At 60.5% G+C, this 26636-nt stretch carries 26 protein-coding genes, 1 tRNA gene and 1 pseudogene; 11 read left to right on the top strand and 17 right to left on the bottom strand.

Going from position 1 to position 26636, the window contains the following annotated elements; genetic code table 11:
- Positions 1 to 289: 289 nt before the first annotated feature.
- The 6 genes and pseudogenes from NTZ26_03525 to NTZ26_03500 all read right to left on the bottom strand — a co-directional run bounded on the left by NTZ26_03525 (position 290) and on the right by NTZ26_03500 (position 2548).
- A pseudogene (locus tag NTZ26_03525) lies at positions 290 to 772 on the bottom strand (alpha/beta hydrolase).
- A 17-nt stretch (positions 773 to 789) separates the two neighbouring features.
- The gene (locus NTZ26_03520; protein ID MCX6559562.1) at positions 790 to 1203 is read right to left on the bottom strand and encodes a cupin domain-containing protein; all 414 of its coding nucleotides are present in this window, start codon (positions 1201 to 1203) and stop codon (positions 790 to 792) included.
- A gap of 58 nt (positions 1204 to 1261) precedes the next feature.
- Positions 1262 to 1351, bottom strand: a complete 90-nt coding sequence (locus NTZ26_03515; protein ID MCX6559561.1) for an LPXTG cell wall anchor domain-containing protein — start codon at positions 1349 to 1351, stop codon at positions 1262 to 1264.
- A gap of 68 nt (positions 1352 to 1419) precedes the next feature.
- On the bottom strand, positions 1420 to 1584 hold the full coding sequence (locus tag NTZ26_03510; GenBank protein MCX6559560.1) for a CsbD family protein: 165 nt from the start codon (positions 1582 to 1584) through the stop codon (positions 1420 to 1422).
- A gap of 13 nt (positions 1585 to 1597) precedes the next feature.
- Positions 1598 to 2356, bottom strand: coding sequence for a BON domain-containing protein (locus tag NTZ26_03505; protein ID MCX6559559.1), 759 nt, complete (start codon positions 2354 to 2356; stop codon positions 1598 to 1600).
- A gap of 42 nt (positions 2357 to 2398) precedes the next feature.
- Positions 2399 to 2548 (bottom strand): lmo0937 family membrane protein, encoded by a 150-nt coding sequence (locus tag NTZ26_03500; protein MCX6559558.1) that lies wholly within the window; start codon positions 2546 to 2548, stop codon positions 2399 to 2401.
- A gap of 404 nt (positions 2549 to 2952) precedes the next feature.
- On the opposite strand from NTZ26_03500, the gene NTZ26_03495 reads away from it, so the two are divergent.
- Positions 2953 to 3945 carry a YihY/virulence factor BrkB family protein gene (locus NTZ26_03495; protein MCX6559557.1) on the top strand — a complete coding sequence of 331 codons (993 nt, stop codon included), beginning with the start codon at positions 2953 to 2955 and terminating at the stop codon, positions 3943 to 3945.
- Here NTZ26_03495 and NTZ26_03490 read toward each other — a convergent pair.
- Positions 3942 to 5903: a right-handed parallel beta-helix repeat-containing protein gene (locus NTZ26_03490; protein MCX6559556.1), complete on the bottom strand. Its 1962-nt coding sequence runs from the start codon at positions 5901 to 5903 to the stop codon at positions 3942 to 3944. The genes NTZ26_03495 and NTZ26_03490 overlap by 4 nt on opposite strands.
- A 244-nt stretch (positions 5904 to 6147) precedes the next feature.
- Here NTZ26_03490 and NTZ26_03485 point away from each other — a divergent pair, with 244 nt between their 5' ends.
- A complete protein-coding gene (locus NTZ26_03485) occupies positions 6148 to 8427 on the top strand; it encodes a hypothetical protein (GenBank protein MCX6559555.1) in 2280 nt (759 codons plus the stop codon).
- Positions 8428 to 8499: 72 nt separating this feature from the next.
- A complete protein-coding gene (locus NTZ26_03480) occupies positions 8500 to 8625 on the top strand; it encodes a hypothetical protein (GenBank protein ID MCX6559554.1) in 126 nt (41 codons plus the stop codon).
- Positions 8626 to 8697: 72 nt separating this feature from the next.
- Here the strand turns inward: NTZ26_03480 and NTZ26_03475 are convergent, their stop codons facing one another.
- Positions 8698 to 9876, bottom strand: coding sequence for an aldo/keto reductase (locus tag NTZ26_03475; protein ID MCX6559553.1), 1179 nt, complete (start codon positions 9874 to 9876; stop codon positions 8698 to 8700).
- 129 nt (positions 9877 to 10005) lie between these two features.
- Positions 10006 to 10662, bottom strand: coding sequence for a hypothetical protein (locus NTZ26_03470; GenBank protein ID MCX6559552.1), 657 nt, complete (start codon positions 10660 to 10662; stop codon positions 10006 to 10008).
- A gap of 454 nt (positions 10663 to 11116) precedes the next feature.
- Between NTZ26_03470 and NTZ26_03465 the strand changes: the two genes are divergently transcribed.
- The gene (locus tag NTZ26_03465; protein MCX6559551.1) at positions 11117 to 11608 is read left to right on the top strand and encodes an asparaginase domain-containing protein; all 492 of its coding nucleotides are present in this window, start codon (positions 11117 to 11119) and stop codon (positions 11606 to 11608) included.
- Between the two features lie 22 nt (positions 11609 to 11630).
- Here NTZ26_03465 and NTZ26_03460 read toward each other — a convergent pair whose 3' ends face one another.
- From NTZ26_03460 to NTZ26_03450, 3 genes are all read right to left on the bottom strand, one after another.
- Positions 11631 to 12272 carry a nitroreductase family protein gene (locus NTZ26_03460; GenBank protein ID MCX6559550.1) on the bottom strand — a complete coding sequence of 214 codons (642 nt, stop codon included), beginning with the start codon at positions 12270 to 12272 and terminating at the stop codon, positions 11631 to 11633.
- Between the two features lie 89 nt (positions 12273 to 12361).
- Positions 12362 to 13111 carry an SDR family NAD(P)-dependent oxidoreductase gene (locus NTZ26_03455; protein MCX6559549.1) on the bottom strand — a complete coding sequence of 250 codons (750 nt, stop codon included), beginning with the start codon at positions 13109 to 13111 and terminating at the stop codon, positions 12362 to 12364.
- Between the two features lie 115 nt (positions 13112 to 13226).
- The gene (locus tag NTZ26_03450) at positions 13227 to 14273 is read right to left on the bottom strand and encodes a hypothetical protein (protein MCX6559548.1); all 1047 of its coding nucleotides are present in this window, start codon (positions 14271 to 14273) and stop codon (positions 13227 to 13229) included.
- Between the two features lie 341 nt (positions 14274 to 14614).
- Here NTZ26_03450 and NTZ26_03445 point away from each other — a divergent pair, with 341 nt between their 5' ends.
- Both NTZ26_03445 and NTZ26_03440 read left to right on the top strand, forming a co-directional pair.
- Entirely contained in the window at positions 14615 to 15370 is a 756-nt protein-coding gene (locus NTZ26_03445) for a hypothetical protein (protein ID MCX6559547.1), read from the top strand.
- Complete coding sequence (locus tag NTZ26_03440) at positions 15370 to 16014, top strand: LysE family transporter (GenBank protein ID MCX6559546.1); 645 nt, start codon at positions 15370 to 15372, stop codon at positions 16012 to 16014. The genes NTZ26_03445 and NTZ26_03440 overlap by 1 nt, the downstream gene beginning before the upstream one ends.
- A 431-nt stretch (positions 16015 to 16445) precedes the next feature.
- On the opposite strand, the gene NTZ26_03435 is transcribed toward NTZ26_03440, so the two are convergent.
- Positions 16446 to 18254: an amidohydrolase family protein gene (locus NTZ26_03435; GenBank protein ID MCX6559545.1), complete on the bottom strand. Its 1809-nt coding sequence runs from the start codon at positions 18252 to 18254 to the stop codon at positions 16446 to 16448.
- Between the two features lie 752 nt (positions 18255 to 19006).
- A tRNA-Asp gene (locus NTZ26_03430) sits at positions 19007 to 19083 on the bottom strand.
- A gap of 150 nt (positions 19084 to 19233) precedes the next feature.
- Between NTZ26_03430 and NTZ26_03425 the strand changes: the two genes are divergently transcribed.
- Positions 19234 to 20298 carry a serine hydrolase gene (locus tag NTZ26_03425; GenBank protein ID MCX6559544.1) on the top strand — a complete coding sequence of 355 codons (1065 nt, stop codon included), beginning with the start codon at positions 19234 to 19236 and terminating at the stop codon, positions 20296 to 20298.
- Positions 20299 to 20614: 316 nt separating this feature from the next.
- Here NTZ26_03425 and htpX read toward each other — a convergent pair whose 3' ends face one another.
- Positions 20615 to 21505, bottom strand: coding sequence for a zinc metalloprotease HtpX (gene htpX, locus NTZ26_03420; protein ID MCX6559543.1), 891 nt, complete (start codon positions 21503 to 21505; stop codon positions 20615 to 20617).
- 17 nt (positions 21506 to 21522) lie between these two features.
- A complete protein-coding gene (locus NTZ26_03415; protein MCX6559542.1) occupies positions 21523 to 22077 on the bottom strand; it encodes a LemA family protein in 555 nt (184 codons plus the stop codon).
- Between the two features lie 185 nt (positions 22078 to 22262).
- On the opposite strand from NTZ26_03415, the gene NTZ26_03410 reads away from it, so the two are divergent.
- The 3 genes from NTZ26_03410 (at position 22263) to NTZ26_03400 (ending at position 24579) form a co-directional block, all read left to right on the top strand.
- A complete protein-coding gene (locus tag NTZ26_03410; protein ID MCX6559541.1) occupies positions 22263 to 23576 on the top strand; it encodes a citrate (Si)-synthase, eukaryotic in 1314 nt (437 codons plus the stop codon).
- Positions 23577 to 23731: 155 nt separating this feature from the next.
- A complete protein-coding gene (locus tag NTZ26_03405; protein MCX6559540.1) occupies positions 23732 to 24172 on the top strand; it encodes a DUF134 domain-containing protein in 441 nt (146 codons plus the stop codon).
- Entirely contained in the window at positions 24172 to 24579 is a 408-nt protein-coding gene (locus tag NTZ26_03400; GenBank protein MCX6559539.1) for a diguanylate cyclase, read from the top strand. The genes NTZ26_03405 and NTZ26_03400 overlap by 1 nt, the downstream gene beginning before the upstream one ends.
- A 22-nt stretch (positions 24580 to 24601) precedes the next feature.
- Here NTZ26_03400 and NTZ26_03395 read toward each other — a convergent pair whose 3' ends face one another.
- Positions 24602 to 24823 (bottom strand): type II toxin-antitoxin system HicB family antitoxin, encoded by a 222-nt coding sequence (locus NTZ26_03395; GenBank protein ID MCX6559538.1) that lies wholly within the window; start codon positions 24821 to 24823, stop codon positions 24602 to 24604.
- Positions 24824 to 25058: 235 nt separating this feature from the next.
- Here NTZ26_03395 and NTZ26_03390 point away from each other — a divergent pair, with 235 nt between their 5' ends.
- On the top strand, positions 25059 to 26612 hold the full coding sequence (locus tag NTZ26_03390; GenBank protein ID MCX6559537.1) for a M20/M25/M40 family metallo-hydrolase: 1554 nt from the start codon (positions 25059 to 25061) through the stop codon (positions 26610 to 26612).
- Positions 26613 to 26636: the final 24 nt, after the last annotated feature.

Below are 26636 nucleotides of genomic sequence, written 5' to 3'. Positions count from 1 at the left end.
GCGAAGAAGAAGCCGCCGTCAACAGGACAAGGGCGAGGAGGACCGCTGCTCGACGCAGGAAACGCCTCAAAGGCCGAAAATTTCGTTTACAGAATTCAAGCCGATTTCCCCGCTCCTCTCTACGGCCAAGCATAGGAGCCGGCCTGGAGGATGTCAAGAACGCGGGAAAAGGGAACCCCTAGCGTCGACGGTTCTTCTCTTCCTCAAGCGCGAACCCTGCCCCGGCCGCTTAAAATCTTCGTTCGCCCCCGCGGTTCCGCGCGGTCTTAGGCCTTCAGAAAAGCCAACAGGCGGCAAGATCCTTGTAGAACTGCGAACGATCGGCCAGGCAACCGAGGCGGATCTTGTCGAAGGCCGCCTTCGGCAAACCGTCCGGATTGGCCGTTGTTTTCAGCATGAGCGGCGGGACGGCGGCGATCAGCGCGGCCCTGGCCACCCGTTTCGTACCGTAGCGGCCGATGTAGCGGGCCACTTCGCCTCCGCCCGCGGAGAAGCCGACGAGGAAGGCGCCCTTCAGGTCGAGCGCTTCGATGAGCTCCGCAAGATCGTCGGCATACGTGTCCATCTCGTTGCCGGCCCAGGGTTGGCTTGAGCGGCCATGGCCGCGGCGGTCATGGGCCAGGCAACGATAGCCGTTGGCAGCGAGGAATACCATCTGCGCTTCCCAGCTGTCCGCGCTGAGCGGCCAGCCGTGGCTGAACACCACCGGCGCTCCGGCGCCCCAGTCCTTGTAATAGATCTGCGTTCCGTCTTTCGTTGTGAGGAGGCTCATGGTCGGCTTCCTTTTCGTCAGCGGGAGCTTGCCGTTGACGATTCCGTCGTCCGGCCGTCGAAGTGCTCGTCGTCGGCGTCCGCCGCGGCCCGGGTCGGATGGACCACACCGTCCCGATGATTCGGGGGCGAGTAAAGCGTGTAGAGCTTCAACGGGGCCTGGCCGGTATTGATGATGTTGTGATTCGTTCCGGCGGGGACGACGACCGCAAAGCCGGCTCGGATCGGCGTCCGGCCGCCGTCAAGGACCGCCTCGCCGGAGCCCTCCTCCACTCGAAAGAACTGGTCGAGCGTATGGACTTCGGCCCCGATCTCTTCCTTCGGCTTCAGGGCCATGAGAACGAGCTGGCAATGCTCGGCCGTGTATAGCACCCGCCGAAAATCGACATTTTGGACGGCCAGTTCCTCGATGTTTTTGATAAAGCCTTTCATAGGAAACCTCCCTCCCGTCAGACGGGGACTCCGCCCGACAACGAAAACGCCGCGGCCGTCACCGCCGTCGGCGCAAATAATAGCCGCCGCCCCCTCCGAACAAGAGGACCAATACGATAATGACAATGATCAGCGTCGTTGTGCTCATGATGGACTCCCTTCACTGCGTTGAAAATGCCTGCGGGGCCCGGACCCTTCCAGGCCTCGCGGCCGCCGTCACTTCAGGGCTTTTTTGACCGCGCGCTTGACGTCCTTGACCGCGCCCTTGACCTCGCCGCGGAGCTCATCCCGCTGGCCCTCGCGCCGGAGTCTGTCGTTGCCGGTCAAATCCCCCACGGCCTGCTTGATCTTGCCCTTGCTCTTGTCGATGATTTCGCCCATTTTTCACGTCCTTTTATTCGACGATCATACGGTTGTAGATTTTTTTGACGCCGCGGATATCTTCAATGCGCTTAGTGACCAGCTCCTTTTCCGCCGCGCTCCTGGCTAGGCCGGTCACAGTGACGACGCCTTTATCGACGGCGATTTCGGTACCAAAGGCGTTCGTGCCGCGGTGAAAGAGTAAAGCCAGTTTGATCTGCGATTTTATGGATGCGTCGTCGACAAACTCGCCGACCGTTCGCCGTGCTTTCGGGGGGGTAGGGGTCAGGGTCATTTCATTTTTGACATCCTTCACCCCTTCGATATCTTTGACATATTCGGTCGTCAGCTCTTTCTCGGCGATGCTTCGGTACTCGCCCTGCAGAGTCACCCGACCGTCTTTCACCTGCGCCCGGATATCGGCATCGTCCAAATTGCCGTGCAGCATGAGCATGGTCGATATTTTCAAATGGATCCAGGCATCCGAGAACTTTTCCGGAATTCCCCCCTTGACCTCCAGGCGATTGTCCACGCTTTTAACCCCGGGCAGATCAGCGACCGTATCGGCCGCCAACGACAAATGGGATTCCTCTGAAACGGTCCCTCTCAAGACGACGACGCCGTCTTGCGAGTGAATCTGAATATCGTCGCCTTTGAGAAAGACGTTGAAAACATACGAGCTTTTAAAAGCCGATTCGATGCGCCGGTCCGTTTCCTGCGCGCCCAGCGAGCCGGCGATCATCAACACAATGGCGGCGCTCATCGCGAGCGCGATCCGATACTTCATTCTCATTCGAATTCTCCCTTTGGACGCTGCCCGGCGGCGTTTTCGCCCTTACACCACTCTCCGGCCCTGCAGCAAGCGGATGATCAGGACGATCAAAGCGATGACCAGAAGGGCATGGATCAAGCCGGTGCTGACGTGGAACGCGAAAAATCCCAGAGCCCACAGCACAACCAGGATGACGATGATGGTCTCAAGCATGACGGTCTCCTCTCTTTCTTTCGCTTCTCGCCGTCCTTCGCCCTTCCTTCATCGGTGGCAAGGAGGAGAAGCCATCCATACTAACAGCCGTTTTCGTACCAAAGTCCTCCCGCACTCGCCTAATGTCGGAAAATCGATTTTCTCTCTGGAAACGGGAGAGTTTTTAGGCTACCGGCGATTCGAAGCCACCGGCTTGATCGATGGCGTTGTGAGGCCGTCGAAGAAATCGCCCCCCTTGAACAGTACGATTCTTGTTAAATAGGATTTTTCTGATAGCTGGCGGAAGTATGCCTCCGGCCAAATTCTAGAACTCTCGCTCCATCGGGAGTACACTGAGCGGGGGCAGGCCAGAGGCCGCGAATGACGGTCAGACCAGGGCTCCTCAATCGTTTCAAAGTTTAAACATGAGCTTAAAAAACATCTGGATTCTGATCAAAGCCGCGGTCGCATCTTGGGCCGACGACTATTCGCAAAGCATGGGAGCGGCTCTGGCCTACTACACGATGTTCTCGATCGCCCCGTTATTGCTGATTGTGATTTCCATTGCCGGACTGGTCTTCGGCGTCGAAGCCGCGCGCGGCGAAATCGTCGGACAGCTGCAGGGTCTGATGGGGGGACAGGGTGCCGCGGCCGTGCAAGGATTGCTCGAAAGCGTGAACAAGCCGGCCGCAAGCGCCACCATCCCGCTGCTCGGGGGCATCCTGCTGTTGATCGGTGCGACGAAGGTTTTCGGCGAATTGCAGGATGCCCTGAATCGGATATGGCGCGTCCCCAAAAGAAAAAAGAGCGGATTTTGGAGGTTTCTGCGCGCCCGCCTGCTGTCGTTCAGCATGATCTTGGGCATCGGTTTTTTATTGATCGTGTCGCTGGTCATCAGTGCGGCCTTGGCCTCATTGGGGAGGTGGTGGGGACCGCTGTTCTCCAACTGGGAAATTCTTGCGAACGTTCTTAATTTTCTGATCAGCTTCATCATCACGACGACCGTGTTCGCCATGATTTACAAGATCATTCCGCAGGCGAAAGTCGCCTGGACGGACGTGTGGATCGGCGCCGCCGTGACGTCTCTGCTCTTTACGATCGGCAAATTTCTGATCGGGCTCTACCTCGGCCAGAGCACCCTGACTTCCGCCTTCGGCGCCGCCGGTTCGCTGGTGGTGGTGCTGGTGTGGGTGTACTACTCCGCCCAGATATTTCTGATGGGCGCGGAATTTACATGGGCTTATGCGCTGACTTTCGGATCACGTAAAGCGCAGCCGGTGCCCGCCGCTGCGCCGGCCATCCCCGGCCGGACGACGAATCGACTGCCTGATAAACACATGATCGAGGCGAAGCAAGCAGCGGTCGAGGAGGAGCTCGCCAAGAAGGATGAAAGCGCTACGCCGGAAGCAAAGGCCTAGCGTCGGGGGTCGATGCTCACCTTGGTCGGCGCATCCGGCACGCGGGCCAGCGGCCCGGGCGGCCGCACCGGCTCTGCGGCCTGGCCGACGAGATCCAATAGGAAATGCGTCCCGGCCGGAGCGCGCGGCACCGCGCCTTTAACCGACCAGGTCATGGTCAAGGCGTCGAGGTCGACATCGATGTCCATATCTGCGTAGGCGCTGTTTTTATCGAAACCGAAATACTTCCGCCAGGCGTCGAGATCGAGCCGCAGGGTCGTCCCCGAGTCGGGGACCCAGATCAACCCGCGGCCGACCGATTGGGTTTCGTCACGCACACCGCCCCAGTCCCGGGTGTAGAGATTCCCGTCGACGGTGTTGTCGAGGTTGGCGAAATCGATGGCCTTGCCGCAGCGGAAGAAGATATTGGCCAAGACCTTGCTTCGTCGCGCCGTGCCGCCCCGCCCGCTCACGATCCGATCCTCGATGGCCCGGAATTTAAGGCCGGCGTCCTGGGTCCAGCCGATCAGGTTGTGAGCCACGACCGTCTCGTCGCTGCCGTCCACGGTGATGCCCCAGCCGCCGTGGCCCGGCATGTTGTAGGATCCCCCCCCCGCGCCCGCGGTCGCCTTCCAGATGAGGTTGTCGTCGATCATGTTGGGCTCGTGGGAGGCCTCGAGATAGATGCCGCCCCGGAGCGTTTCAAGGGTATCGCCCATCACGTTCCCGGTAATGCGGGTATTGGCGTTTTCGTAATCGAGCCAGATCGCCTCGGCGTGGAGGGTATGCCGGATGACGTTGCGGCGGAGCAGGCAGCTCTTGGCCGCGTGCAGCTTGATCCCGCCCGTCTCCCAGGCCAGCTCCACGTCCCGGTCTCCAATATGCTCGATCAGGTTGGACTCGATGAGCGTGTCCTGCACCGCCATCCCGGCAATCCCGCACACGCCCGCGCCGTCGATGTGATTGCGGCGCACGATCGAACGGCCGACCACCGCGGGCGTTTCCATATCCCAATCCTGGGCGCCGATGTCGAGCGCAACGCCGTTGGCCTGCCGCAGGACGCAATCCTCGATGATCCAGTGATGGCCGCGGCTCAAGGAGACCAGGCCGCGCTGGGGGACCGGAAAGCCGTTGGCCGCGTGCTCGAAAGTCAGCCCTTTCACCCGGATGAATCCGAGCCCGCGCGTCCGGGGAGCGAAGACCTGCTCCTGGATGGCGAGCTCCACTTCGTGGCGAACGGGATCCGCGTCGCCGGGGAGGCGGACATGGATCGTCAGCCCGTCGTGCTCGCACCAGAAGGCGCCGTCTTTGGCGCCCAGATCCCGGAAGAGCTCGACTTGGGCCAGGCGCCGGCCGTCCACGAAGATCATGCCTCGGCGCACCAGATGCCGCCACAACTCTTCCGGCTTGGGCATCAGGTAGACGCGGTCCTGCATGATGCTGGCCATGCCGAAGGGGTTATAGCCTTGGAAATCGAGGTCGTCCAAGCGGAGCTCGTAGATCTTCACTTGAGCGCGGGCGGGCTCGGGAGGGTCGATCTTGTAGCCGGACGAGACGCGCCAGCCGGCCTTGACCAGACGCGAGCCTTTGACCACGACGTTCGCACCGGGAGCCGCCTCATAATCGATCAGATGATCGGCGTCCGTGCCTCCCCGCGCCGGATCGATGCGCTCGCGATAGACCCCCGTCCTGATGACCACGCGCTCGCCCGGCTGCAGAATCTGAGCCGCTTTGTTGATGGTCAGAAACGGCGATTCTTCCGTGCCGGGGTTCGAATCGGCCGCGCGCGGATTCCGATTATCGACGTAATATGTCTTGTCGAATCGGAGCGGCCTCTCCCAGGAGACGAACTCGCGGCCGTCCGGCAGCAGCGTTCCGGTTCCGCCGCCCTGGCCGGAGGACAGGCCTCCGGCCAAACAAGCCAAGCCCAAGACAACGATGATCCAATCCCGCCGGCCGAAAGAGCTTGTGTTTGCCATTTTTCCCTCGCCTCGCCGTCAGGGATCATAGATTGCGATTTCCGAGGCTGTCAAGGCCCGGCCCCGGTGGAAACCGCGCCTTTTTGTAATGTCTGGAAAAATAGAATATCATATATGGCCATTCCGTGGAGCCTGGGCTATTTCCAAATCTAATTTCCAAACGGTCGCCGCCGGGGCGCGAGCGAGGGCCCTGTCGGCGCTCGCAGCGCTCCTGATCATGGGCTGGACAGCCGTTGCGTCCGGCATGCCCGCCTCTCTCTCCGGCGAAACGCTCGGGGAAATCTTCGCCCGCAAGATCGCCCGGACCAAGGCCAGCCCGTTTTATCGCGAAATCCACACGCCCCACCAGAAAACTTTCCGGCCCAAACCTTGGATTCCGGATCGGGACGAATTCCTGATCGATTCCGGCTGGGGCGTCCGCACGGAAGGACGGATCGAACCGCCCGGGCCCTTTGCTGTTGAGGAATTGCGGACGTTCTTCCGGGACGCGGGACGAGTCGTCCTGGCCGAAGGCCCGCGGACCCGGGAGATTTTGTTCCGAGTAGGCGGCGGCCCCGGCAACGGCATCGGATCCGAGCGCTATACGTTGAAACTGGACCCGGCCCGCATTGAAATCCAGAGCCCTTCTTGGCGGGGCGCGCTTTACGGCGTCTACCGCCTCGAAGAAATGCTGATCGAGCGGGGCGCGCCGGCTCTCATACCCGGCGTCTTCTCCGACCGGCCGCTCTACGATATCCGCATGTTCGGCGAAGTCTACGGGACGTTTACGGTCAGCGGCCTGCGGATCGATCGGCCGGTCAGCCGGGACACATTCTCCGCGCTCAGCCGCTTCGGCGCCAATGCCACGTTCACGTTCGTTCAGCTGGGCGACTATCTCGACGGCCGAACTTACCCCGAGCTCCGCAATCCCGACTGGGAAAAGAATATCACCGAGCTCAAGCGCCTGGCCGATCTGGCCCAATCGGCCGGCGTCAGCCTCTATCTGAATGCCTACAATCCCAAGCTTCCCTCCGGACATCCCGTTTTTCGGGCCCATCCGGAGTCCCGCGGGGCCTCCCAGCGCGGCGCCGACATCCGCTGCCTGTGTCCCTCCGACCCCGAGACCCTCCGTTTCATCGCCGAGTCCTGGGCCGAGATTTTCCGGCGCGTGCCTTCGCTCGGCGGCTTGGTGGCGATCATCGGCGGCGAGGGTTTCTACCATTGCTACATGAGCAGCGGCAAGGACGGGCCCGACTGCCCGCGCTGCGCCGCCCGGGCGCCCGAGGACGTGGTGGCCGATCTGACCAACGCGGTCTTCCGGGCCGTCCGCCGGGTCAAGCCGGAGGCCCGTTTTTTCGCCTGGCCCTATTCCGCCTTTGTCTGGTCCCGCGATCCTTTCCAGCTCGGCCTGATCGCCAAGCTCGATCCGGGCATCACCATCGTGCCCGAAATCGACAAGGATTTCCTTTATCGGAAAAACGGCTATGCCAAAAACATCTGGGATTATTCCATCGACTTCCTCGGCCCCAGCGACCGATACAAGGCCATCTCCGAAGCGGCCCGAAAGCGGGGGCTCTTGGTCGGTTGTAAGACGGAAACGGCCGTCTCCCTGGAAATGAACGGCGTTCCCTATCTTCCCTGCCTGCAGCGCTGGGGGGAGCGGGCGGCTATCATCCGAGCCCAGGCGCCGGATTCCATCATCTACGCCTACGACATCACCGGATTCTCCCGCTCGCGGCCCGAGGAACTGGCGGGACGGTTAAGCTGGGCTTCGGCCGCGACACCCGCCGAAGAAATCCGCCGCCTCGCCCGACGGGATTTCGGGCCGGACGCGGCCGATCCGGTCATCGCCGCCTGGCAAGATTTCAGCGAGGCCATGGGACATATCCCCTATCTCACCCACGGCTACTACATGGGTCCGAGCTTCATCGGGCCCGGTCAGCCGCTGATGCTGGAGGAGAAGAACATGCCCCCGGCGCTCTTCGGAAGGTTTTTCTATTTAGCCGAGAACGATCTTTCGGATGGGACGGCGGAAGCCTTATCGGTCCGCCCGATCTACGCGTCCGACATCAAGACGACGCCGGCCGAGCGGACGGACATGGACCGGGCCGCCGCGCTCTGGGACAGGGGGGTCGGGACGATGACCGCCGCGCGGGACAAGGTCGACGAATTCCACCGCCGGGAGTTTGAGCGCGAGTTGGACCTGGCCGCGTACTTGGGGACCGTTTTCCGGGCGGTGGCCCGGGGCAATCACTTTTTCGCCGCGCGGGCGGAGTCCCAAGGGCTTCTTGACCCGGCCCGCCGGACTTCCGAAAGCGAAGCCCGGGCCGCGCGGCTCCTCGAAGAGATGGCATCACTGGTTTGCGAAGATCTGGCCGCCGCTCGTATGGGTCTCGAAATCGCCCGGCGCGATCCGCGTCTCGATCTGTCCATCCGCCTCGACCTCGACGACGAGCCGCTGGACCGGATCATAGCGGCCAAGATCGCCTATGCGGAAGGACCCGTGCGGGCCCAGTTCGCGGCCGCGCGCAAGCGGCTTCCTTGAGCCCGCCTGTGGTCGCCGGCACCCAAGGTGATGGCCTTAGCGCTTTCGCTTCGCAGGCCGCTGATTATCCTCATGCAAGGGACAAACAAAATCGCCATCAACAAGACCATCGATGGGAAGGTCGCCAAACCCGGCTATCACATCATGAACATCGTGGCCGGAGGAGCCACGGCCAGGGTTCTCTTCACGGTCAAATGACCGGCCGGAAAATAAACCGCGCCGGCCGACGATCGGCTTGGGAAGCGTGAGAGCCTCTCCCACTCCCCGGCGTTATCGGGGAGGCTCGGGTTTTTCCCCGACGGCCAAGGCCGCGTCGACATTCTTCAATTCGGCCATGATCGGGATTTGCTGCGGGCAAAGCTTTTCGCACTCGCCGCACTCGATGCAGCTCGAGGCCCGTTCGGCGCTCGGCATGAACCCGTTATAGAGCATCCGGCTGGTCGCGACGTTATGGAAAAGAAGGATGTCATTGTAGAGCTTGAAATTCATCGGGATGTCGACGCCCTGGGGACAAGGCAGGCAGTAGCCGCAGTTGGTGCATCCGATCTTGAATAGCCCGCGGTAGGTCTCGGCCGCCTTGTCGATAACCGCGAATTCCTCGGCCGCTAGGGAACGAGGCGTCACCCGGCCCGCGATCTCGATGTTTTCCCGCAGCTGCGCGGCCGAATTCATGCCGCTGATGACCGTTCCCACCTCCGGTTGATCCCACAGCCAGGTCAGCGCCCATTCGGCAGGCGACCTTTTCTTCGGCGCCGCATTCCATACGGCCTCCACTTCGGCGGGAATGGGGTTCGTCAGGGTCCCGCCCCGCAGAGGCTCCATGATCACGACGCCCAGGCCTTTGGCGGCCGCATATTTCAGGCCTTCCTGCCCGGCCTGGTAACTCCGGTCAAGATAGTTCAGATGGATCAGGCAGATATCCCAGCCGTAGGCATCCACGATCTTTTTAAAGGTCGCCGCATCATCGTGGAAGGAGAAGCCGACGCGGCGGACTCTGCCATCAGCGACGATGCGGTCGAGGAATTTGAACACCCCCAGCTCGATCATCCTCGGCCAGACGTCGCTGTTCAAGGCATGAAGAAGATAGAAGTCGAGATAGGAGGTGCCCAGCCTTTGCAGCTGCTCGTCGAGCAGCTGGTCGAACGATTCCGCCGTCTTGACGAGCCAGACGGGAAGCTTCGTCGTGAGCAGGACTTTTTCCCTCATCCCCCGGACGGCCCGGCCCAGAACAGCCTCGCTCTTCCCGCCATGGTACGAATAGGCGGTGTCGAAATAGTTGACGCCCTGATCGACGGCCGAGCGGATCAGCTCGATCGACCGGTCTTCGTCGACATCCGCGAGCCGTGGATGCTCCGCGCCTGCGCCCGCGCTTTTTAAAGGCAGCCGCATGCAGCCGAAGCCGAGATTGGAAACCTCGCAGCCGGTTCGGCCGAGCATACGGTACAACATCGGTTATTCTCCGGGCGGTCAATCGTATTTCGATCAGGAAGGAGGGAAGAGGGCGGCCGGCCGCTTATTTCTTGATCGTATCCAGCCGCCGCTTGATTTCTTCCTTGTCTCCTCGCCAGCCAGCTCGCTTTATTCGGTCTTGGGTTCTTCGTCCGGCGTGATCGCAGGGGCCGCGTCCGGAGAGACTTCTTTCTGGATAGGCTTGGCGGAGGACTTCGCGGCTTTCTTCTTGAAGATCTTCCGGCCGGGCTTCGGGATGGGCGTGACGAGCTTGTCGGATATGGGAGCTTGAGCCCTCGCGGGTTGCGGCTTCTTCTCCGACTCCGTCTTCACAGCCTCAACGATTTTCCTGGGACGGCCGCGCTTCTTCCCCGTCTTGACGGGAAGCTTCGCTTCTTTATTCCCTTTGGGCCGGCCGGGCTTCCGACCGGGTTTTCGGACCGGCTTCCGGCCGAGTTTTTTACCGGGCTTACGGCCGGGACGGCCTCTCTTGCCGGTTTTAGCCTTCTTGGCCTTCTTAGGCTTCTTCTTGAGCTCGGTCTTGATCTTCTCCAGGCTATCCATGAGCGCAGCCATCAGGAGGCTTTGTTCGGCCCGGGCCTTATCCAACAAGAGAGCCAATCGCTTCTTGCTCTTCTTGACTCTCTTGAGATCGGACTTGATCTCCGATAGGAGGATTCTTCTCGGATCCGAAGCTTTCTCCGCTTCGGACTTTTTTGGCCGGCCGCGACGAGGCTTCGCGGTTTCTTCTTCAACAGTCATAGGCTTTCTGGTTTTCTTTTTCATGATTGCGCTCCTGTATGCGTATTGTAATAGAAATTGATCAATTATAGTTATTTATTTTGCAATATTAATTCATCATTCCATAAATATTCACTTCACAGGTGAGCCATTGAATGGGGACCGGTCATTGACCTGGCCCTGTTTTGATTTTCAAACTGTGGATTGCATATTCCATGTTCTGAACTTGCGCCCCAAGGGCGCCTCGATGCATCGAAAACCGTCGCAAAAGAACGAGATCCATCGATCAATATCAAAGCCCGAATAGCCTGAGAAATAATTAACTATTAACATTTTCGCTTTTTTTCAGGCCGCTGCCTTAGCCTTCGCTTCCTCCACACGGCAGGAGTCGGGTGATTGATACCGTGCCGGGAATACCTCGGCATGAAGAAGCGGCCCGACGCATTGACAGGGCTGCGGGGCCGCGCCTATCATGAGCCCGACTGTTAGGAGCCCCATCATGGAAACCATTCGCATCCTCGTCACCGGGGGGACGTTCGACAAGGAGTATAACGAGCTTTCCGGCAGCCTCTTTTTCCAGGACACGCACGTGCCCGAGATGCTCCGATTGGGACGATCGGGTCTCAAGGTCGAGGTCCGGACCCTGATGATGGTCGACTCGCTCGACATGTCCGACTCCGATCGGACGAGCATCCTGGAGCATTGCCGGAGCTGCCCCCGCGAGCGGATTCTCATCACCCACGGCACCGATCGGATGGAGGTGACCGCCCGCCTTCTGGGGCCGGCGGTCCCAGACAGAACCATCGTCCTCACGGGCGCCATGGTGCCCTATAAATTCGGCTCCTCCGACGGCCTCTTCAACCTAGGCGCGGCTTTGGCCTTCGTCCAGGGGCTGCCGCACGGCGTCTACGTGGCCATGAACGGGAGGGCCCTGCCCTGGGACAAGGTCCGCAAGAACCGCAAGACCGGCGTCTTCGAGGAGATCGAGTAGCCGAAAAATCTTCGCGCCCGGCTTATTCGGCGGGGAAGCCGATGGTCTGCCCGAACAGCGCGCGGCGGCCCGGTTTCAAATCGAGTAACTTTTCAAGCGCGGCCTTGTTACAGTTATGGAACCACGAGGCGAGACCCAAAGAAGCGGCCGCCAGATAGACGTTTTGGGCGATAAGCCCGGTATCGACGAAGTAATAGGACTTCTGGATTTCCCGATCATGAAGCCCCGGCTCCTGGAATCCGGCGCTTTTAAACTTGTCCTTATCGACGACATAGATCAAGCGGACGGGCGCGTTCGCGCCGGCTCGGCCCTGCCCGGGACCGATCGCCAGAGCGCGGTGGTCCCCCATCGAAATCGGGTTCATCCGGTGGGCCTCCGGCTCGTACAGGTAGATTCCCTCCTCGAGAGCGACATAAATACGGATCTCCTGCGAATTGCTGGCCGAGCCCGCCGTCCGGCCCGGGCCGCCGAAAGGGCCTCGTTTCCGGTTTATCCCTTGGGCCGCCCAGAGGAGATCCGATAGAACCTGCACCCGGACTTTCCGATCCTTGTATAGCCGGCAGGTCCGCCTCGCTTTCAAAGCCTCGAACACCGTCCGGCATCGGCTAAAAGCCGGGGCAGGAAGCTCGATAGGCTGCAGATGGCCGATCGTGTTTTTTTTCACGGGAACGCCTCCTTGATCTCTCTTGCGATCGTTTCTATCGACCCGCCTCTCGGGATCCTTGAGCCCCCCTGTTCCGAAAGATATCCCGGCTACCGGGACGGCTTGAGCAGGCGGCTTTCCGATTCCGCGCGGGGTGCGGTCATCACATTCTTCCCCTCGCCATGGAAGATCGTTTCCTCGTCGTCCTCAAGTCCCTTGACGACCGTCGGAATGTACTCTGCAAGACCGATCCCCCTGAACGGAATACGGGCGCGGGCGCGTCCTTCCTTGTTCAAATCAGTATCGACCATGGGGGGAACGATCTCGATGACTCTGACCGGCGTGTCTTTCAGCTGCTGTCTCAGCGCGAGAGAGTAGGTATGGATGGCCGCCTTGGTCGCATTATAGATGGGCGTATGGGCCATGGGCATGAACGCGAGCCCCGAGCCTACGTTGATCACCGCGGCCGACGGTCGTTTCATCAGGTGGCCGATGAGGAGGGCCGTCATTTCCACGACGGCGGTAAAGTTGACGGCGATCTCGTCATCGCCCGAAACCAGCTCGTCAGATCCTTTTTTCAGGTCGATATAGCGCTGGACGCCCGCGTTATTGATCAGAATATCGAGGTCGGGGAACCGGCCGACCACCTCATCGGCGAGACTCCGTCTTTGCCGAGGATCACCGACATCGCAGCGAAACGCCGTGATCTCGGGAAACTTCCGCTTCAGCGCGTCGATCTTCTCGGGGTTGCGGCCGCAGACGATGACCCGGCTCTTCGCCCGGTCAAAGGCTTCGGCCAGGCCGAGTCCTATGCCGCCCGTGCCGCCGGTAATGAGAACGGTCCTGTTTGAAAGCTTCATGGCATCTCCCGGCCATCCAGAATCGAGAACGAAGAACCATCCAGTCCAGGAGTCCAATCCCGGCTCGATCAGCTGAAGGGCCGCCGTCCTCGCAGCCTGCGGTTCTTCGCCCTGGTTACTTGGCGACCACGAGGATGGCAAATGAATCCGGAACCATCTGACCTCGGCCGCCGCGTGTACCGGCCGGCGGCGGGGTCGGAGGAGTAGGCGGAGGCGTGTACTCCGCGGCGATCAGAAGAATCCGGTTCGTTTTGGTATCCAAGGTCAGCGTTTTCGCGCCCCGCTGGGTGGCCACGTTCTGGGCGATGACGAAACTGGTCGGGCTTTTCTCCGTGACGACCGTCAGAGTGCCGTCCCCCTGTGAGCTGAAGGCTTCCATGGTCGCCGGATTGAACACGGCGCCGTCTACACCGGTGCCGATCGGCAGGGCGTCGAGGATTTTGCCGTCGTTGGCATCAAGGACGACCATGGTGGCGGGTTGATGGCAGGCGGCAAAGAGGAGGTGATTCTTCACATCGAAGGCCAGCCCGGCCGGCCCGCCGCCTTTACCGCCGAGATCATAATGGGCGGTGACCGCGAGCGTCTTGGCGTCAACGACCGCGACATTATCCTTGTCTTCGATTGTGACGTAGAGATGGCCTCGGCCGTCTGTGACGGCTTGTTCCGGCGCGCCTCCCAGATCGATCGTGCCGACCACGGAGCCGTCCTTGGCCTCGATCACCGTGGCGTTGGGCGCGCTGTGGCTGAACACGTAAACGCGGGCGTTGAACGGATCAAAGAGGATGCCGTCCGGGTTGCCCTGGATGTCGATGGTCTTGATCGTGGCCAGGGTTTTGGTATCCCACATCACGACGGGTTTGCTGCTGCAAAAGCCGTGATTGGACGCGGGGTCGACCGCAACCCCTCGGGCGCTGGTGGTGGAGATTTCGCCGACCGGCTCGAGCGTGTCGAGGTCGAAGACGGTCACCCGCGGTGTCGTCCCGGTCCGGGGGATGTATAAACGGCGTCCCGCCACATCGGCATAGACATAATCGAAGCCGCCGGCTCCGCCGACTTTGGCCGTCTTGACGACTTTGTAAGGCTGGGGGGCCGATGCCGCTTGGGCCCATCCGATCAAAGCCAGGGCGGCGATTAGGGCGATGCCGACAGAAAATCTTCTCATGGTGTTTCTCCTGGGATGTTTTCCCTTCAAAAGATGTCTCCACCTTACGCTCGTGCGCGGGCACCTGTCAAATCGCAGACTTGTCGACGATGGCGCCCGGGGCCGCTTCCTCCGCTGAAAAAGCGCTTCCGCCCGTTCATGCTCAGTTCATCTTTGCGGGTTTAGCCTGAATTCCATGAACCCTATATCGATCGGAGCGAAAGGAATCGATATCCTACAGCCGTTCCTGTGGGAGAGCATCGCCGTGAGCCCGGCCGGCTCGATATGAAATCCGACGCATTCTTTAAAGTCCGGCAGTTGATTATCTACCTGAGGCCCAAGGACAAGAGTCGCCATGGCCAATGCCTCCGTTGCGGCGCCTGCTGCAAGTTTATGTATACAGGATCAGCTTTGACGCCCATGGTGTCCGGGTGACGCTGTCCGATTCGGCCCTAGACCGAGCCGGACACTTGGCCTATGAAATGGGCCTCTCCGACGATCGGGCGGTGGTCTTTTTCAACCCTGACGAAGCTTTCCGGTTCACTCGAATTCCATTCGATAAGCAAGCCGCCTTATTGAGCCGGATGGTCAAGTCAAACGCTACGGTTCTTCTGGGAGAAGGCCACACCGACGCAGGGATCGGGCTGCGACTTAAAGAAGCCCTCGCGCCGCCCCTGCGAGCCCGGATCCGGATTGTTCCCGCCGCGCTCCCTTTGGATGCCTATGCGGCTCTCATCGATTTGTCCGATGTCTTCGTTTCCGGAGATACCGGCCCGCTCCATGTGGCCGCCGCCCGGAAATATTCCCGAACGAATCGCTTCGTTTTCCGGAACCGGACGGCAATCCTGTCCATTTTCGGCGCCACTCCGGCCCGGATGTCTGGATACGACTCCCTTCAATCGGGCTATCTGCCGGCCCATCAGGACGCGCCGTCCTGGTGCTATTCCTCCGGGAGCCCGTGCCGCAACATCACCTGCTTGGATAAAATGTTGAAGACTTGCCGGACGGTCCGCTGCTTCGAGCAAATGGACGTTGAAATCTTGGCCGGGCGGATCAACGCCTATTTGGGAACTTTGACCGAGCCAAACCCCCACCGGTTCGCCTTAGTGAACGCATGATGAGGATGGTCTTCCTCTTCATTTTGGCCATTGGCCTGGGCTTCCTGACCGCCATCCCCGTCGGGGGCTCACAAATCGAAGTGGCCAAGAGAGCGATTCTCGGCCACCTGCGGTCGGCGGGGATGGTCATTCTCGGTTCCGTTTCTTCCGATGTCATGTACGGAGCGATCTCCCTGTACGGACTGGCCCCGTTCCTACAAGTTCGTTGGGTGATGGCCGCCTTCAATGCTGTCGGGGCGGTTGTCCTGTGGGGCTTGGCTTTCGTGACTCTGAGGCAGAGCCGCAAGCCCCCTCAGTTGGAGCTCGAACACGCTTTGTTGCGCCGCCGGCGTCGGGCTTACTTCACGGGATTTTTATTGGCCGTCACCAATCCTCAAATGATATTGACCTGGCTTTACGGCGTCGTTCTGGCCAAGCACCTCGGACTGGCCAATCCATTGACCGGCGCTTCCAAAGCTGTTTTTATCGCCGGCGGCGCGATCGGATTGGGGGGCTATTTGACCGTCCTGGCCTTAGGAATGCTCCGCTTCAAGCATTTCATACCCATCCGGGCCCTGGGAAAAATATATTATTGGCTCGGCCTCGCTCTCGTTTTGCTCTCCTTTTTCTTTGTGTTCAACGCCATACGATATTTTGCGCATTGACCCGCCCCCCATTTCTATCGATCCCATCGGTAGCTTTTTTAGAAAGCAGAGCCGCATCTATGTGGCGCTTCGCGGGTTTTTACGGATTAATGATAGAGGCGAGACTCCGTCGCGCACCTTGGTGCATTTGTGGCAGAAGAGCTCCGCTTCAACGGTGCAGACGGACCGCTCTTCGTGTCACAATTCTGAAACAGATCCAATTGAATTTCGCTGAAAATACGGTACTGGGGTGGAAAAGGAGACGACTCGAAAACCACGTATACTTCGGATTATGAGCGATTTGGTGGCGGGCCTTCTATAGTTATTTTAGTACCGTTTTTTCCCTTCCCGGCGTGAAATCCCTGCTTTATCAGCTCAAAGGCCTCTGTTCGCAAGAGGATTGATGCCAGCGATATTCGGCCAGCAAACTCACATTTTGGGCGGACCATTTTTTAGGGATGCGGTCCCTTTTTACCGAGTTTCGTTAATATCTCGGCCACATACTTATTTTGAGGGTCCAAATCTAAGGATTTTTTGTAGTTCGCGATAGCGTTCTCTTTATCGGCATCTATCACATAAGCCTCCCCCAGACAGCTATAAGCGTCGCTGGACTGAGGATATCCGACGACGTTTAGCTTAAAGATCTCGATTGCATCTTTGACCTTCTTAACACCCAACAAACGGTAGCCTAGGCCACACAACTCGGATTCGCGAAAATCATAGGCGTCTGGTTCCCGGGTCCTAAGCTCATTGTATTGCCGGACGGCGGTCGCAACGTTCTGTTCTTCGATCGTCTTCATGAGGACGTCGGCAATTGACTTCTGATTGGCAAGCTTTTCCGCATCGGCGAGCATCGTATCGAGTCGCGGTTTCTCAAATAGTTTGCCGCCGAGTACGACAGCGGCGATTCTTTTCGTGTTTTCAATGTTTTCAAGGGGGTTGGCTTCGAGCAGAACCAGGTCGGCGATCTTCCCTTTCTCGACCGTGCCAAGCGATTCGGCCCGGCCAAGGAAGATCGCAGCGTTTAAGGTGGCCGCTTGCAGGGCCTCCATGGGGGTAAACCCTGCTTCGACCATCAGGGTCAGCTCATCGTGCAGACTGAATCCGGGAAAACAGAACGGGTTCCCGGTATCCGTCCCGGCGAGGAACCTTACGCCGGCCCGTCGCATCTCTGCGAGCATTTCCCTTTCTTTCTGGTAACGGCGTTTTCGGACGGCATAGTCCTCAGCCGTTCGAGAGGCTCGCAAAGGATCGTTCCCTGGCTGCCAAGTGGATCTGATGCCGCGGGGCATGTACTTGAGTCTTGGATCATTCCCGAACTCCGCATCGCCCGCGAAGGCCGAAGAGCGATTCACGGTAAGGGTCGGGCACTGCCATGTGCCGTTTTTAGCGAAGCTCGCGAATAGCGCGGCAGCCCTCTCCTTGTCATACGTGGCCAGCAATCTTTCATAGAGATTGCGCAGCACTCTCAGCTTGGCTTTATCCATTCCTGTTCGATTGTTCACACCGGCCATGTTTTCAATATATCCGCGGGTTATTTCGCCTCCGATCGGCGAACAGGCCTCAAGAACGCCGCTTAAGTGCTCTATGCTCTTTTGGCCGGCCTCGGAGGCCTCAAGCGCGCTCACCGAATGGGGAACGTGTCCGGCAAAAATCAGACCTTGTTTCGCTGATTCATCGGCGATGGCGAAATAGGCATCCCTCGGCAGGCCGGCATAGACCTTGACGAAATCGAATCCAGAGCTTTTGATTTTCTGTACCGCTCGGCGCGCGTCCGTCTCATTTGCGACTTTGATCGAGTTGACCCAGGTAGCCCCCGGACCGTCCACAATCGCACTCGCGATGGCTTGGCGTGGCGCGAGCAGCTCGCCTCGCGCGGCCCTTTCTCGCCAATCAAGGTGAATAGGAAAGCCGAACATCTGCCGCACACCCGTGACGCCATTGGCAATGAAGAGCGAGAGGAATCGCTCATCGTACCAGTGGACATGCATATCCCATAGACCGGGGATCAAGTATTTGCCCTCCGCATCTATTACCCGGACTCCTTTGGGAGGGCGGACAGATCCGGCCGAATAGATATCCGTAATGCGGCTGCCAGTCATAAACACCGTCATATCCGGCTGACTCGGGCCGCCTGTAGTATTGATAATTGTCACATGAGTAAAAACAAGTGTCGCTCCCTCGCCGACAGGCTTCCGCCGGGCACAGGATAAAGAAAATAGGGGCAAACAGAGAAGCAACAGAACGATTTTATTTCTCATGTGCGCCGCTATTCTGCCAGGTCATAGTTGAATCATTTCGCTTGTTATTCCCGAAAAACCGCTTGAGAATTCTCAAAATGACGGGTCGGGCATTTCAGAGGGACTTGTCTCTTAAGCGACTTGATTTGAGTATAGTGCCGGGGGAGAGGGAAATCAATCGGCGGTACTCAGGCTTCCTTGACCCAATTTTTTATTTCGCTGTGCCTGAACGCGGAAATCACCAACCGGTGTCACGGATTTTGCTTAAAATCGACGATTTCTGAGTAAAGGTACCTGGACAGAGAACCAAGGAGAACGATCGATTATCAGGAGAAGGCTGCCCAAAACGCTTCCATCTTCTCTTTATTGAACTTATCCTCCCTACCGCGCTGACGAAAGATGATTTGCATATTCCGATGCAGGGCGTGCCCAAAGCGTTTCCGGCCGCTTTTTAAGTCTTACCCACCCTACCCCCAGCGCACAGGGATGTTGTCCCGTCGTTGATGCAGGGCGTGCCCAACGCGCTTCCAACTCTTTTTAGTAAACTTATCCCCCCTACCGCTGAAGAGTGATGATTGGCCTATACCGTTGCCGGGCTTGCCCAAAGCGTTTCCAATTCCTTTTAGATTCTTACCCACCCTACCCTCAGCACACAGGGATGTTGTCCCGTCGTTGATGCAGGGCGTGCCCAAAACGCTTCCGGTTCTTCTTAGATATTACCCACCCTACCCTCCCTAAACAGGGAGGGGTATGTCAGCGTTTTGGGAAAGGAGTGGCGGGGCCGACGAGACTTGAACTCGCGACCTCTGACGTGACAGGCCAGCGTTCTAACCAACTGAACTACGGCCCCGCCCGAGGGGCCATATTATAGACAGACGGGGGGCGCTTTTCAAGCGGTTTCTAAAGGGATTGCGAACGGCAAAGCGGTGCTCGCGTTGCGTTTGCCGGGCCTGGAGCGTATGACCATTCGGGGCTGACCCAGGCCAACGGGAGATGCGCAATGAAAAAGACGGGATGGCTTCTTTGCGCCGCACTGATCGTCGGCCCGGCCCACGGCCGGCAAAGCCCGCCCCCGAAACTCGATGCCCTCCTCGAAGCCGTCACCGGCGCCGCGCATAAGATCATCGAGACGGACCCTCGCGATTCCTTCAAGAATTTCGACAGCCTCATCGTCCTCCACCAAGGCCGCACGGCTTTCGAGAAATACTACAACGGCGTGCAGGGCGGAGCGCCGCATCAGATGCAATCCCAGACCAAGAGCATCACGGCCCTCCTTCTCGGAGTGGCCATCGATCAAGGCTTGATCAAGAGCGAGAACGAGAAAGTGGCGCCCTACTTCCCGGAATCCTTCGCTCCCGGGGACAAGCTCAAGGCGGCTATGACGATCAAGGACCTGTTAACGATGTCGGCGGGGATCGACTGGGAGGAGATGCTTCCCCAGGAGGACCCCAAGAACGACAACGCAAAAATGTTCCGCAGCGACGACTGGCTGGCCTATGTCCTCGCCCGACCCATGGCCGTCCCTCCAGGCACGGTCTTCGAGTACAACAGCGGCTGCCCGATGCTAGTCGCCGCGATCATCGAGAAGGCATCCGGCCAGTCCCTCGAGGCATTCGCCCGCAAGACCCTTTTCGAGCCCCTGGACATCCGCGAATTCACCTGGCTGAAGAATGCCAAGGGATTCTGCCATGCGGGAGGCGGACTGGCCCTGAAGCCGATGGATATGGCCAAGATCGGCGAGCTAGCGCTCAACAAAGGGATGTGGAAGGGCCGCCGGATCGTCTCGGAGGGCTGGATCGAGCGGGCCGTGACGCCGCGCTTCATGACGGAATTCAATGCCAGCGGATACGGCTATTTCTGGTGGACGAAGGACTACGACCTCGGGGAAGGCCGGAAAACGCGCGTCATCTCGTCGCGCGGCGCGGGCGGCCAATTCACCCATATCCTCCCGGACTACGGCCTGGTCTTGGCCTTCACCGAGCGGAATTTCACGACCCCGCAGGTCGGGGGGATGATCGTCGAGGACCTCATCGAGAAGCTGAAAAGCCTCCCGGCGTCAAAGTAACGCGGCCGCGGCGGCGAATTCAAACCGCATCGGCTTTCCTTTCCGCAAGGCGAGGGTAATCGGGGGCGGAAACCACGAGCTTTGTTGCCCTATGCTTTCTAGCATAGGGTCGGCGAGGGAGCGGGGACTCCCTTGGAGGGGGAACCTTTGGGGGGTTCCCCCTCCAACGCCCGGGGCTGCCTCCCCTTCAAGGTAGTCTTTTCCGATGATTTTCCGATTCCCTTGTTCTGGTCAGGGGACGAGAGCGACCGAGCCGGCCGGAGCGAACTCCCTCGCCGGGGGAGTGAGCGTTTTCCGCCCCCGATACCCGAAGCCTCTACATCTTCTCCAGGGCCGCGATCCGTTCCTCGATCGGCGGGTGGGTGCTGAACAGCCGGTTAAGCTTGCCCTTGTGATCGAGCAGGGGGTTGGCGATGTAGAGATGGGCCGTGGCCTTGTTGGCCGCCTCGAGAGGCTCCTTGTCGTCGGCGATCTTGCGCAGGGCCGAGGCCAGGCCGGCCGGATAGCGGGTCAGCTCGGCCGAGCTGGCGTCGGCCAGAAACTCGCGCTTCCGGGAGATGGCCATGCGGATAAGGGACCCGATGATCGGGGCCAGGATCGCCATCAGCAGACCGATGACGATCAGCGCCGCCCCGATCCCGCTCTTGTCGCGGCCGCTCCGCCGGATCTTGCCGCCCCACAGAAAGCTCCGCAGGATCCAATCGCTGAGCAGGGCCATGATGCCGATCATGACGACGACCAGCGTCATCAGCCGCACGTCGAAGTTGCGGATGTGGGACATTTCGTGGGCTACGACGCCCTCGAGCTCGGCCCGGTTCATTTTCTCTAAAAGCCCCGTGGTGACGCAGATGACCGAGTTTTGCGGGTTACGCCCCGTGGCGAACGCGTTGGGCGCCGTGTCGTCGATGACATAGCAGCGGGGAGCGGGGACGCCGGCCGCAATGGCCAGCCCCTCGACGACATTGTAAAGATACGGGAATTCTTCCTTGGTCGCCGGCCGGGCCTTGCTGATGGCCAGGGTGATCTTATCGCTGGCGTAGTAGCTGCCCCAGGCCGAGAGGAGGGCGATCACGACGGCTACGATGACCCCGGCCACCCCCAGGTTGGTCAGGTAGTCGAAGGCCACCCCCAAGGCCACGATGGCCAGGATGAAGCAGAAGACCAGGACCGCGGACTTCCGCTTGTTCGCGGCGATTTGCTCGTACATGCCGCGCTCGGTGAGGCTCAGAACTGGACCTTGACCGGCTCCTTGGCCGCGGCCTCGGTGATCTCGAAGTACTCCCGCTCCTTGAACCCGAACATGTTGGCGATGACGTTGGAGGGGAAGACCTGTTGTTTCTGGTTGAACTTCATGACCGTGTCGTTGTAGAACTGCCGGGCATAGGCGATCTTGCCCTCGGTCCCGGCGAGCTCCTCCTGCAGCATCAGGAAGTTCTGGTTGGCTTTGAGGTCGGGGTAGGCCTCGGCCACCGCGAACAGCGTTTTGAGGGCCCCGGCCAGCTGCGTCTCCGCGACGCCCTGGTCCTTGACGGTGCCTGCGCCCATGGCCTTGGACCGGGCCTCGGTGACGTTCTGGAAGACGCCCGACTCGTGCTTGGCGTAGCCCTTGACCGTCTCGACCAGGTTGGGGATCAGGTCGTAGCGGCGCTTGAGCTGGACGTCGACCTGGGACCAGGCGTTCTGGCAGCGGTTGCGCAGCGCCACCAGGCCGTTGTAGATGCCGACGACCAGCAGGAACAGGACGCCGATGATGAGCAGGAAGAGAATCAAGGGGGCCATGGTTTTCTCCTTGGCGTGTGATATCCCTTCCAGAATAGCGGCCCCGGGCGGAAAAAGCAAGGCCGGACGGGTCGCTTTCTAAGCCCGTGTTTTCATTGACTTCGGCCTCCGGCCAAGGCTATAATGCGCTGCCTAAACCGCGAAAGAGCCGGACTCTTTCGCCTATTTCAAAGGAGGTTCACCGAATGTCGGCTCTAAAAGAAAAATTCCAAGCCAAGATCGGCCCCATGCGCGAGAGGTATCAGAAGATCCTCAAAGAACATGGCGAAATGAAGATCGGCGATTCGACGATCGCCCAGACCTACGGCGGCATGCGCTCCATCAAGTGCATGCTCTGGGAGACCTCGGCCCTCGACCCCAACGAAGGCATCCGCTTCCGCGGCTTCACCATCCCCGAGCTGCAGGCCAAGCTGCCCAAGATCCCCGGCACCGGCGAGCCCCTGCCCGAGGGCCTGTTCTACCTCCTTTTGCTCGGCGAAATCCCGACCCTCGAGGACGCCATGGCCGTCGGCGAGGACTGGAAGAAGCGGGCCCAGCTCCCCGAGTACCTGCTCAAGGTCCTCGATTCCCTGCCGCACGACCTGCACCCGATGACCCAGTTCTCGCTGGCCATCCTGGCCCTGCAGAAAGACTCCAAGTTCGCCCATCAATACCGCGAAGGCATGAACAAGATGAGCTACTGGGATCCCATGTACGAAGATGTCATGGACATCATCGCCAAGCTCCCGGAGATCGCGGCCCGCATCTACATGCGCTGCTACAAGGGCGCCAAGTACATCGCCCCCGACCCGAAACTGGATTGGGCGGCCAACCTGGCCCACCAGATCGGCAACGACAAGCCCGAGTTCTATGACCTGATGCGGATGTACCTGGACATCCACAGCGACCACGAAGGCGGCAACGTCTCGGCCCACACCTGCCACCTGGTCGGCTCGGCCCTGTCCGACGCCTACTACTCGCTGTCGGCGGCCATGGACGGCTTGGCCGGCCCGCTACACGGCCTGGCCAACCAGGAAGTGCTGCGCTGGATCATGGACACGATGAAAGACCTCGGCGGCGTGCCGACCAAGGACCAGCTCGTCAAGTATCTCTGGGATACGCTGAACGGCGGCAAGGTCATCCCGGGCTACGGCCACGCCGTGCTCCGCAAGACCGACCCCCGCTACGTCGCCCAGCGCGAGTTCGCCCTCAAGCACCTGCCCGACTACGACATGTTCAAGGTCGTCAGCGACATCTACGAAGTCGCCCCGGACATCCTGCTCAAGCACGGCAAGGCCAAGAACCCGTGGCCGAACGTCGACGCCCACTCCGGCGTCCTGCTGTACTACTACGGGGTCACCGAGTACGACTTCTACACGGTCTTCTTCGGCGTCAGCCGCGCCCTCGGCATCCTGGCCCAGCTCGTGTGGAGCCGCGCCACCGGCCTGCCGCTCGAGCGGCCCAAGTCCGTCACGACCGAGTGGATCGAGGCCCAGATCAAGGCTGCCGCGAAGGCCTAAGTCAGAAAGACTCTCAAAAAGGGCGGTTCCGAAAGGAGCCGTCCTTTTTTTTCGCTCCGAATGCACCGGATCGGCGCGGAGAGTTTAAAAGAGAAATCAGGCACGGCGCTTGACAAGTAATGAACATATGTCCATAATAAGTCCGAAAGCTTGCCATGCCCAGACCCTTCTGCCCCCGCCATATCGCCGGCCATCCGGCCGCCCCGGTCTTTAAGCCGGCCGGCATCCCCCTCCAAGACCTGGACGAGATCGTCATGACCCTCGATGAGTTCGAAGCCCTGAGGTTGGCGGACTTCGAGGGTCTGTACCAGGAACAGGCAGCCGAACGGATGGCTGTCTCGCGGCCGACCTTCAGCCGGATCATCGACTCGGCCCACCGGAAAACGATCGATGCCCTGCTTCACGGCAAGTCTCTTCGGATTGAGGGCGGCACGGTCGAGGTCGGCCGAAAGCGCTGCTGCCGTCTTCATGACCAAGCGGATTTTGATCCGGCCCCCGATCCCAAAGCCGAGATACCGGAGAAGCGGCCGGGCGCAGGGCCTTGCCGAAGACGCCGTTTTGGCTGCACCCAAAAAACGCCTAAGGAGAACTCATAATGATCATCGCCATTCCGATCGAAGAAGACAAAGGGCTGGATAGCCTCGTCTGCGCCCATTTCGGATCAGCCCCCGGATTTTTAATCGTCGACGCCGAGAGCGGCCTCAGCCGGGCGGTCGGCAACCAGAACCACCAGCACGTCCACGGCGCCTGCACGCCGCTGGCTTCTCTGCAGGGCGAACGGCTCGACGGGATCGTCGTCGGGGGGATCGGCGGCGGAGCCTTGGCCAAGCTGAACGCGGCCGGCCTGGACGTCTTTCTCGCCGCGGCCCCGACCGTCCGGGAGACCATCGAGGCCCTGAAGGCGGGGACGCTGCAGAAGGTGGAACCCGGCATGGCCTGCGGCCATCACGGCCACGATCATGGCGCCGGGCCGGCCCAGGGCTGCGGCCACGGCCGGACTTAAATCGGTATTCAACGCGGCGCCGTCAGGACTTCGGTCCGACTTCCCGCTCGATGGCCGCCTGGACCAGCTGGTTCAGGGAGATCCCCAGGCGAGCCGATCGAAGGGCGGCACGGCGATGCAGGTTGGGAGCGATGCGGACTTTGAAGCTTCCTTTATAGGAGCGCTGGGGCTCCTTGCCGGCCTTGCGGCAGATCTCAAGATAGTCCTCCGCGGCCTGAGCGAACGCCTGCTTGAGCTCTTGCACGGACCGCCCTTCGAAAGAGACGAGGTCAGTTGCTTATAAGGCCGATCCCGCCTTGGCGATTCCCTGCCGGCGGGATTTTGGCCGGGGAATTCGATCCCTATAAACAGACGATCAAACCAGGCTGATCTCTCACCACCTGATGACCCCGCCCCCTCTGCGGCCTCGGCCCCGCGTTGACGGCGGCGGCCCGGCGGCGATAGACTTCGACCGCGCCCGCGCGCGACAAGGAGGCCCCATGAGACGTCACCGCCGCTCGATCGCGCTTCCCGCCTTCGTCCTCCTGGCCCTGGGCCTATTCGCCGCCCAGGACGCTCCCGACCTGGGCATGATGAACCGAATCCGGTTCGAAGGCCTGCAGCACAGCCGGGTGGCCAAGCTGGCCGCCTATCTCTCCGACGTCATCGGCCCCCGACCCACCGGATCGCCCGAAATCGGCCGGGCCAACGCCTGGGCGGCCGACCGGATGCGCGAATGGGGCCTGACGAATGTCGCCCTCGAGCCCTACGAGAATTTCGGCGTCGGCTGGGCCCCACGCTATGTCTCGGCCCACCTCCTCGAACCCCATTACGCGCCGCTCATCGCCATCTCGGTCGAGTGGGGGTCGAGCACGAAGGGCAAGATCATTGGAGCCCCTCTCTACGTCGACATCAAGTCCAAGGCCGACTTCGCCAAATACAAGGGCCGGCTCGCGGGGCGGATCGTGCTTTACCAGCCGCGGATTCCCGTCCCGACACAGTTCACCCCCGACGCCCGGCGCTACGATGCGGCTGGCCTAGCGGCCCTGGCGGAGACGCCCATCCGGGCCGCGGTACCGCCCGATCCGGACTATGTCCGCGGCTTTCTGGACGAGCTCGAGGACTTTTTCCGGGCCGAAGGCGTGGGCGTGCTGGTCTCCTCGAGCGGGGCCTCTCTGCGCGAGTACGGTACGGTCCTGGCCCGCGGCGTCCGCCAGGCCCGCGACCCGAAGCGTCCACGTCCCCTGCCCGAGATCATCCTGGCGGCCGAGCACTATAACCGCATTCACAGGATCATCGAGGAGTTCAAGGAGCCGGCCAAGATGGAGGTCGAGGTCCGGACGGAGTTCTACGACAAGGACCTCCTGGGCTACAACGTGGTCGGCGAGATTCCCGGCACGGACAAGGCCGACCAGGTCGTCATGCTCGGCGGCCACATCGACTCCTGGAGCGCGGGCACCGGCGCGGCCGACGACGCGGCCGGCTGCGCCGTCTCGCTCGAAGCCGTCCGCATCCTTAAGGCGCTCGGGGTCAAGCCCCGCCGGACGATCCGGGTCGTCCTCTGGAGCGCCGAGGAGAAGGGTTGGGTCGGTTCCAAGGCCTACGTCGAAAAGCACTTCGCCGATCCCGCCACGATGACCCTCAAGCCGGAGCATGCCAAGATCGCCGGTTACTTCAACTTCGACAACGGCAGCGGCCGCATCCGGGGCATCTACGCCCAGAACAACGCCGCCGTGAAGCCCATCTTCGAGGAGTGGCTGAAGCCGTTCCACGACCTGGGCGCGACCGACGTCGTCGTCCGCGAGACCGGCGGGTCGGATCACGGCGCCCTGGATTATGTGGGGCTGCCGGCTTTTCAGTTCATCCAGGACCCGCTCGACTACGGGACTCGCATCCACCACACCAACATGGACGTCTACGACCACCTGATCATCGAGGACCTGATGCAGGCCTCGGTGGTCATGGCCGCGTTCGTATACAACGCGGCCATGCGCGAGGAGCCGCTGCCGCGCAAGCCCCTTCCGGACCTGATGCATTACCCGGTAAGACGATAGGGGTCAGGCCTCAACATTCAACAT

It is taken from the genome of Candidatus Aminicenantes bacterium, from assembly GCA_026393855.1.
In the GTDB taxonomy this organism is placed as follows: domain Bacteria; phylum Acidobacteriota; class Aminicenantia; order Aminicenantales; family UBA4085; genus UBA4085.
This window is presented reverse-complemented; position numbering and strand designations above follow the sequence as displayed.

Bases quoted from the DNA above. Each gene is read 5' to 3' on its own strand.
- NTZ26_03520 (MCX6559562.1), bottom strand. From the start codon at position 1,203: ATGAAAGGCTTTATCAAAAACATCGAGGAACTGGCCGTCCAAAATGTC.
- NTZ26_03515 (MCX6559561.1), bottom strand. From the start codon at position 1,351: ATGAGCACAACGACGCTGATCATTGTCATTATCGTATTGGTCCTCTTG.
- NTZ26_03510 (MCX6559560.1), bottom strand. From the start codon at position 1,584: ATGGGCGAAATCATCGACAAGAGCAAGGGCAAGATCAAGCAGGCCGTG.
- NTZ26_03505 (MCX6559559.1), bottom strand. From the start codon at position 2,356: ATGAGAATGAAGTATCGGATCGCGCTCGCGATGAGCGCCGCCATTGTG.
- NTZ26_03500 (MCX6559558.1), bottom strand. From the start codon at position 2,548: ATGCTTGAGACCATCATCGTCATCCTGGTTGTGCTGTGGGCTCTGGGA.
- NTZ26_03495 (MCX6559557.1), top strand. From the start codon at position 2,953: ATGAGCTTAAAAAACATCTGGATTCTGATCAAAGCCGCGGTCGCATCT.
- NTZ26_03490 (MCX6559556.1), bottom strand. From the start codon at position 5,903: ATGGCAAACACAAGCTCTTTCGGCCGGCGGGATTGGATCATCGTTGTC.
- NTZ26_03485 (MCX6559555.1), top strand. From the start codon at position 6,148: ATGCCCGCCTCTCTCTCCGGCGAAACGCTCGGGGAAATCTTCGCCCGC.
- NTZ26_03480 (MCX6559554.1), top strand. From the start codon at position 8,500: ATGCAAGGGACAAACAAAATCGCCATCAACAAGACCATCGATGGGAAG.
- NTZ26_03475 (MCX6559553.1), bottom strand. From the start codon at position 9,876: ATGTTGTACCGTATGCTCGGCCGAACCGGCTGCGAGGTTTCCAATCTC.
- NTZ26_03470 (MCX6559552.1), bottom strand. From the start codon at position 10,662: ATGAAAAAGAAAACCAGAAAGCCTATGACTGTTGAAGAAGAAACCGCG.
- NTZ26_03465 (MCX6559551.1), top strand. From the start codon at position 11,117: ATGGAAACCATTCGCATCCTCGTCACCGGGGGGACGTTCGACAAGGAG.
- NTZ26_03455 (MCX6559549.1), bottom strand. From the start codon at position 13,111: ATGAAGCTTTCAAACAGGACCGTTCTCATTACCGGCGGCACGGGCGGC.
- NTZ26_03450 (MCX6559548.1), bottom strand. From the start codon at position 14,273: ATGAGAAGATTTTCTGTCGGCATCGCCCTAATCGCCGCCCTGGCTTTG.
- NTZ26_03445 (MCX6559547.1), top strand. From the start codon at position 14,615: ATGCCTCCGTTGCGGCGCCTGCTGCAAGTTTATGTATACAGGATCAGC.
- NTZ26_03440 (MCX6559546.1), top strand. From the start codon at position 15,370: ATGAGGATGGTCTTCCTCTTCATTTTGGCCATTGGCCTGGGCTTCCTG.
- NTZ26_03435 (MCX6559545.1), bottom strand. From the start codon at position 18,254: ATGAGAAATAAAATCGTTCTGTTGCTTCTCTGTTTGCCCCTATTTTCT.
- NTZ26_03425 (MCX6559544.1), top strand. From the start codon at position 19,234: ATGAAAAAGACGGGATGGCTTCTTTGCGCCGCACTGATCGTCGGCCCG.
- htpX (MCX6559543.1), bottom strand. From the start codon at position 21,505: ATGTACGAGCAAATCGCCGCGAACAAGCGGAAGTCCGCGGTCCTGGTC.
- NTZ26_03415 (MCX6559542.1), bottom strand. From the start codon at position 22,077: ATGGCCCCCTTGATTCTCTTCCTGCTCATCATCGGCGTCCTGTTCCTG.
- NTZ26_03410 (MCX6559541.1), top strand. From the start codon at position 22,263: ATGTCGGCTCTAAAAGAAAAATTCCAAGCCAAGATCGGCCCCATGCGC.
- NTZ26_03405 (MCX6559540.1), top strand. From the start codon at position 23,732: ATGCCCAGACCCTTCTGCCCCCGCCATATCGCCGGCCATCCGGCCGCC.
- NTZ26_03400 (MCX6559539.1), top strand. From the start codon at position 24,172: ATGATCATCGCCATTCCGATCGAAGAAGACAAAGGGCTGGATAGCCTC.
- NTZ26_03390 (MCX6559537.1), top strand. From the start codon at position 25,059: ATGAGACGTCACCGCCGCTCGATCGCGCTTCCCGCCTTCGTCCTCCTG.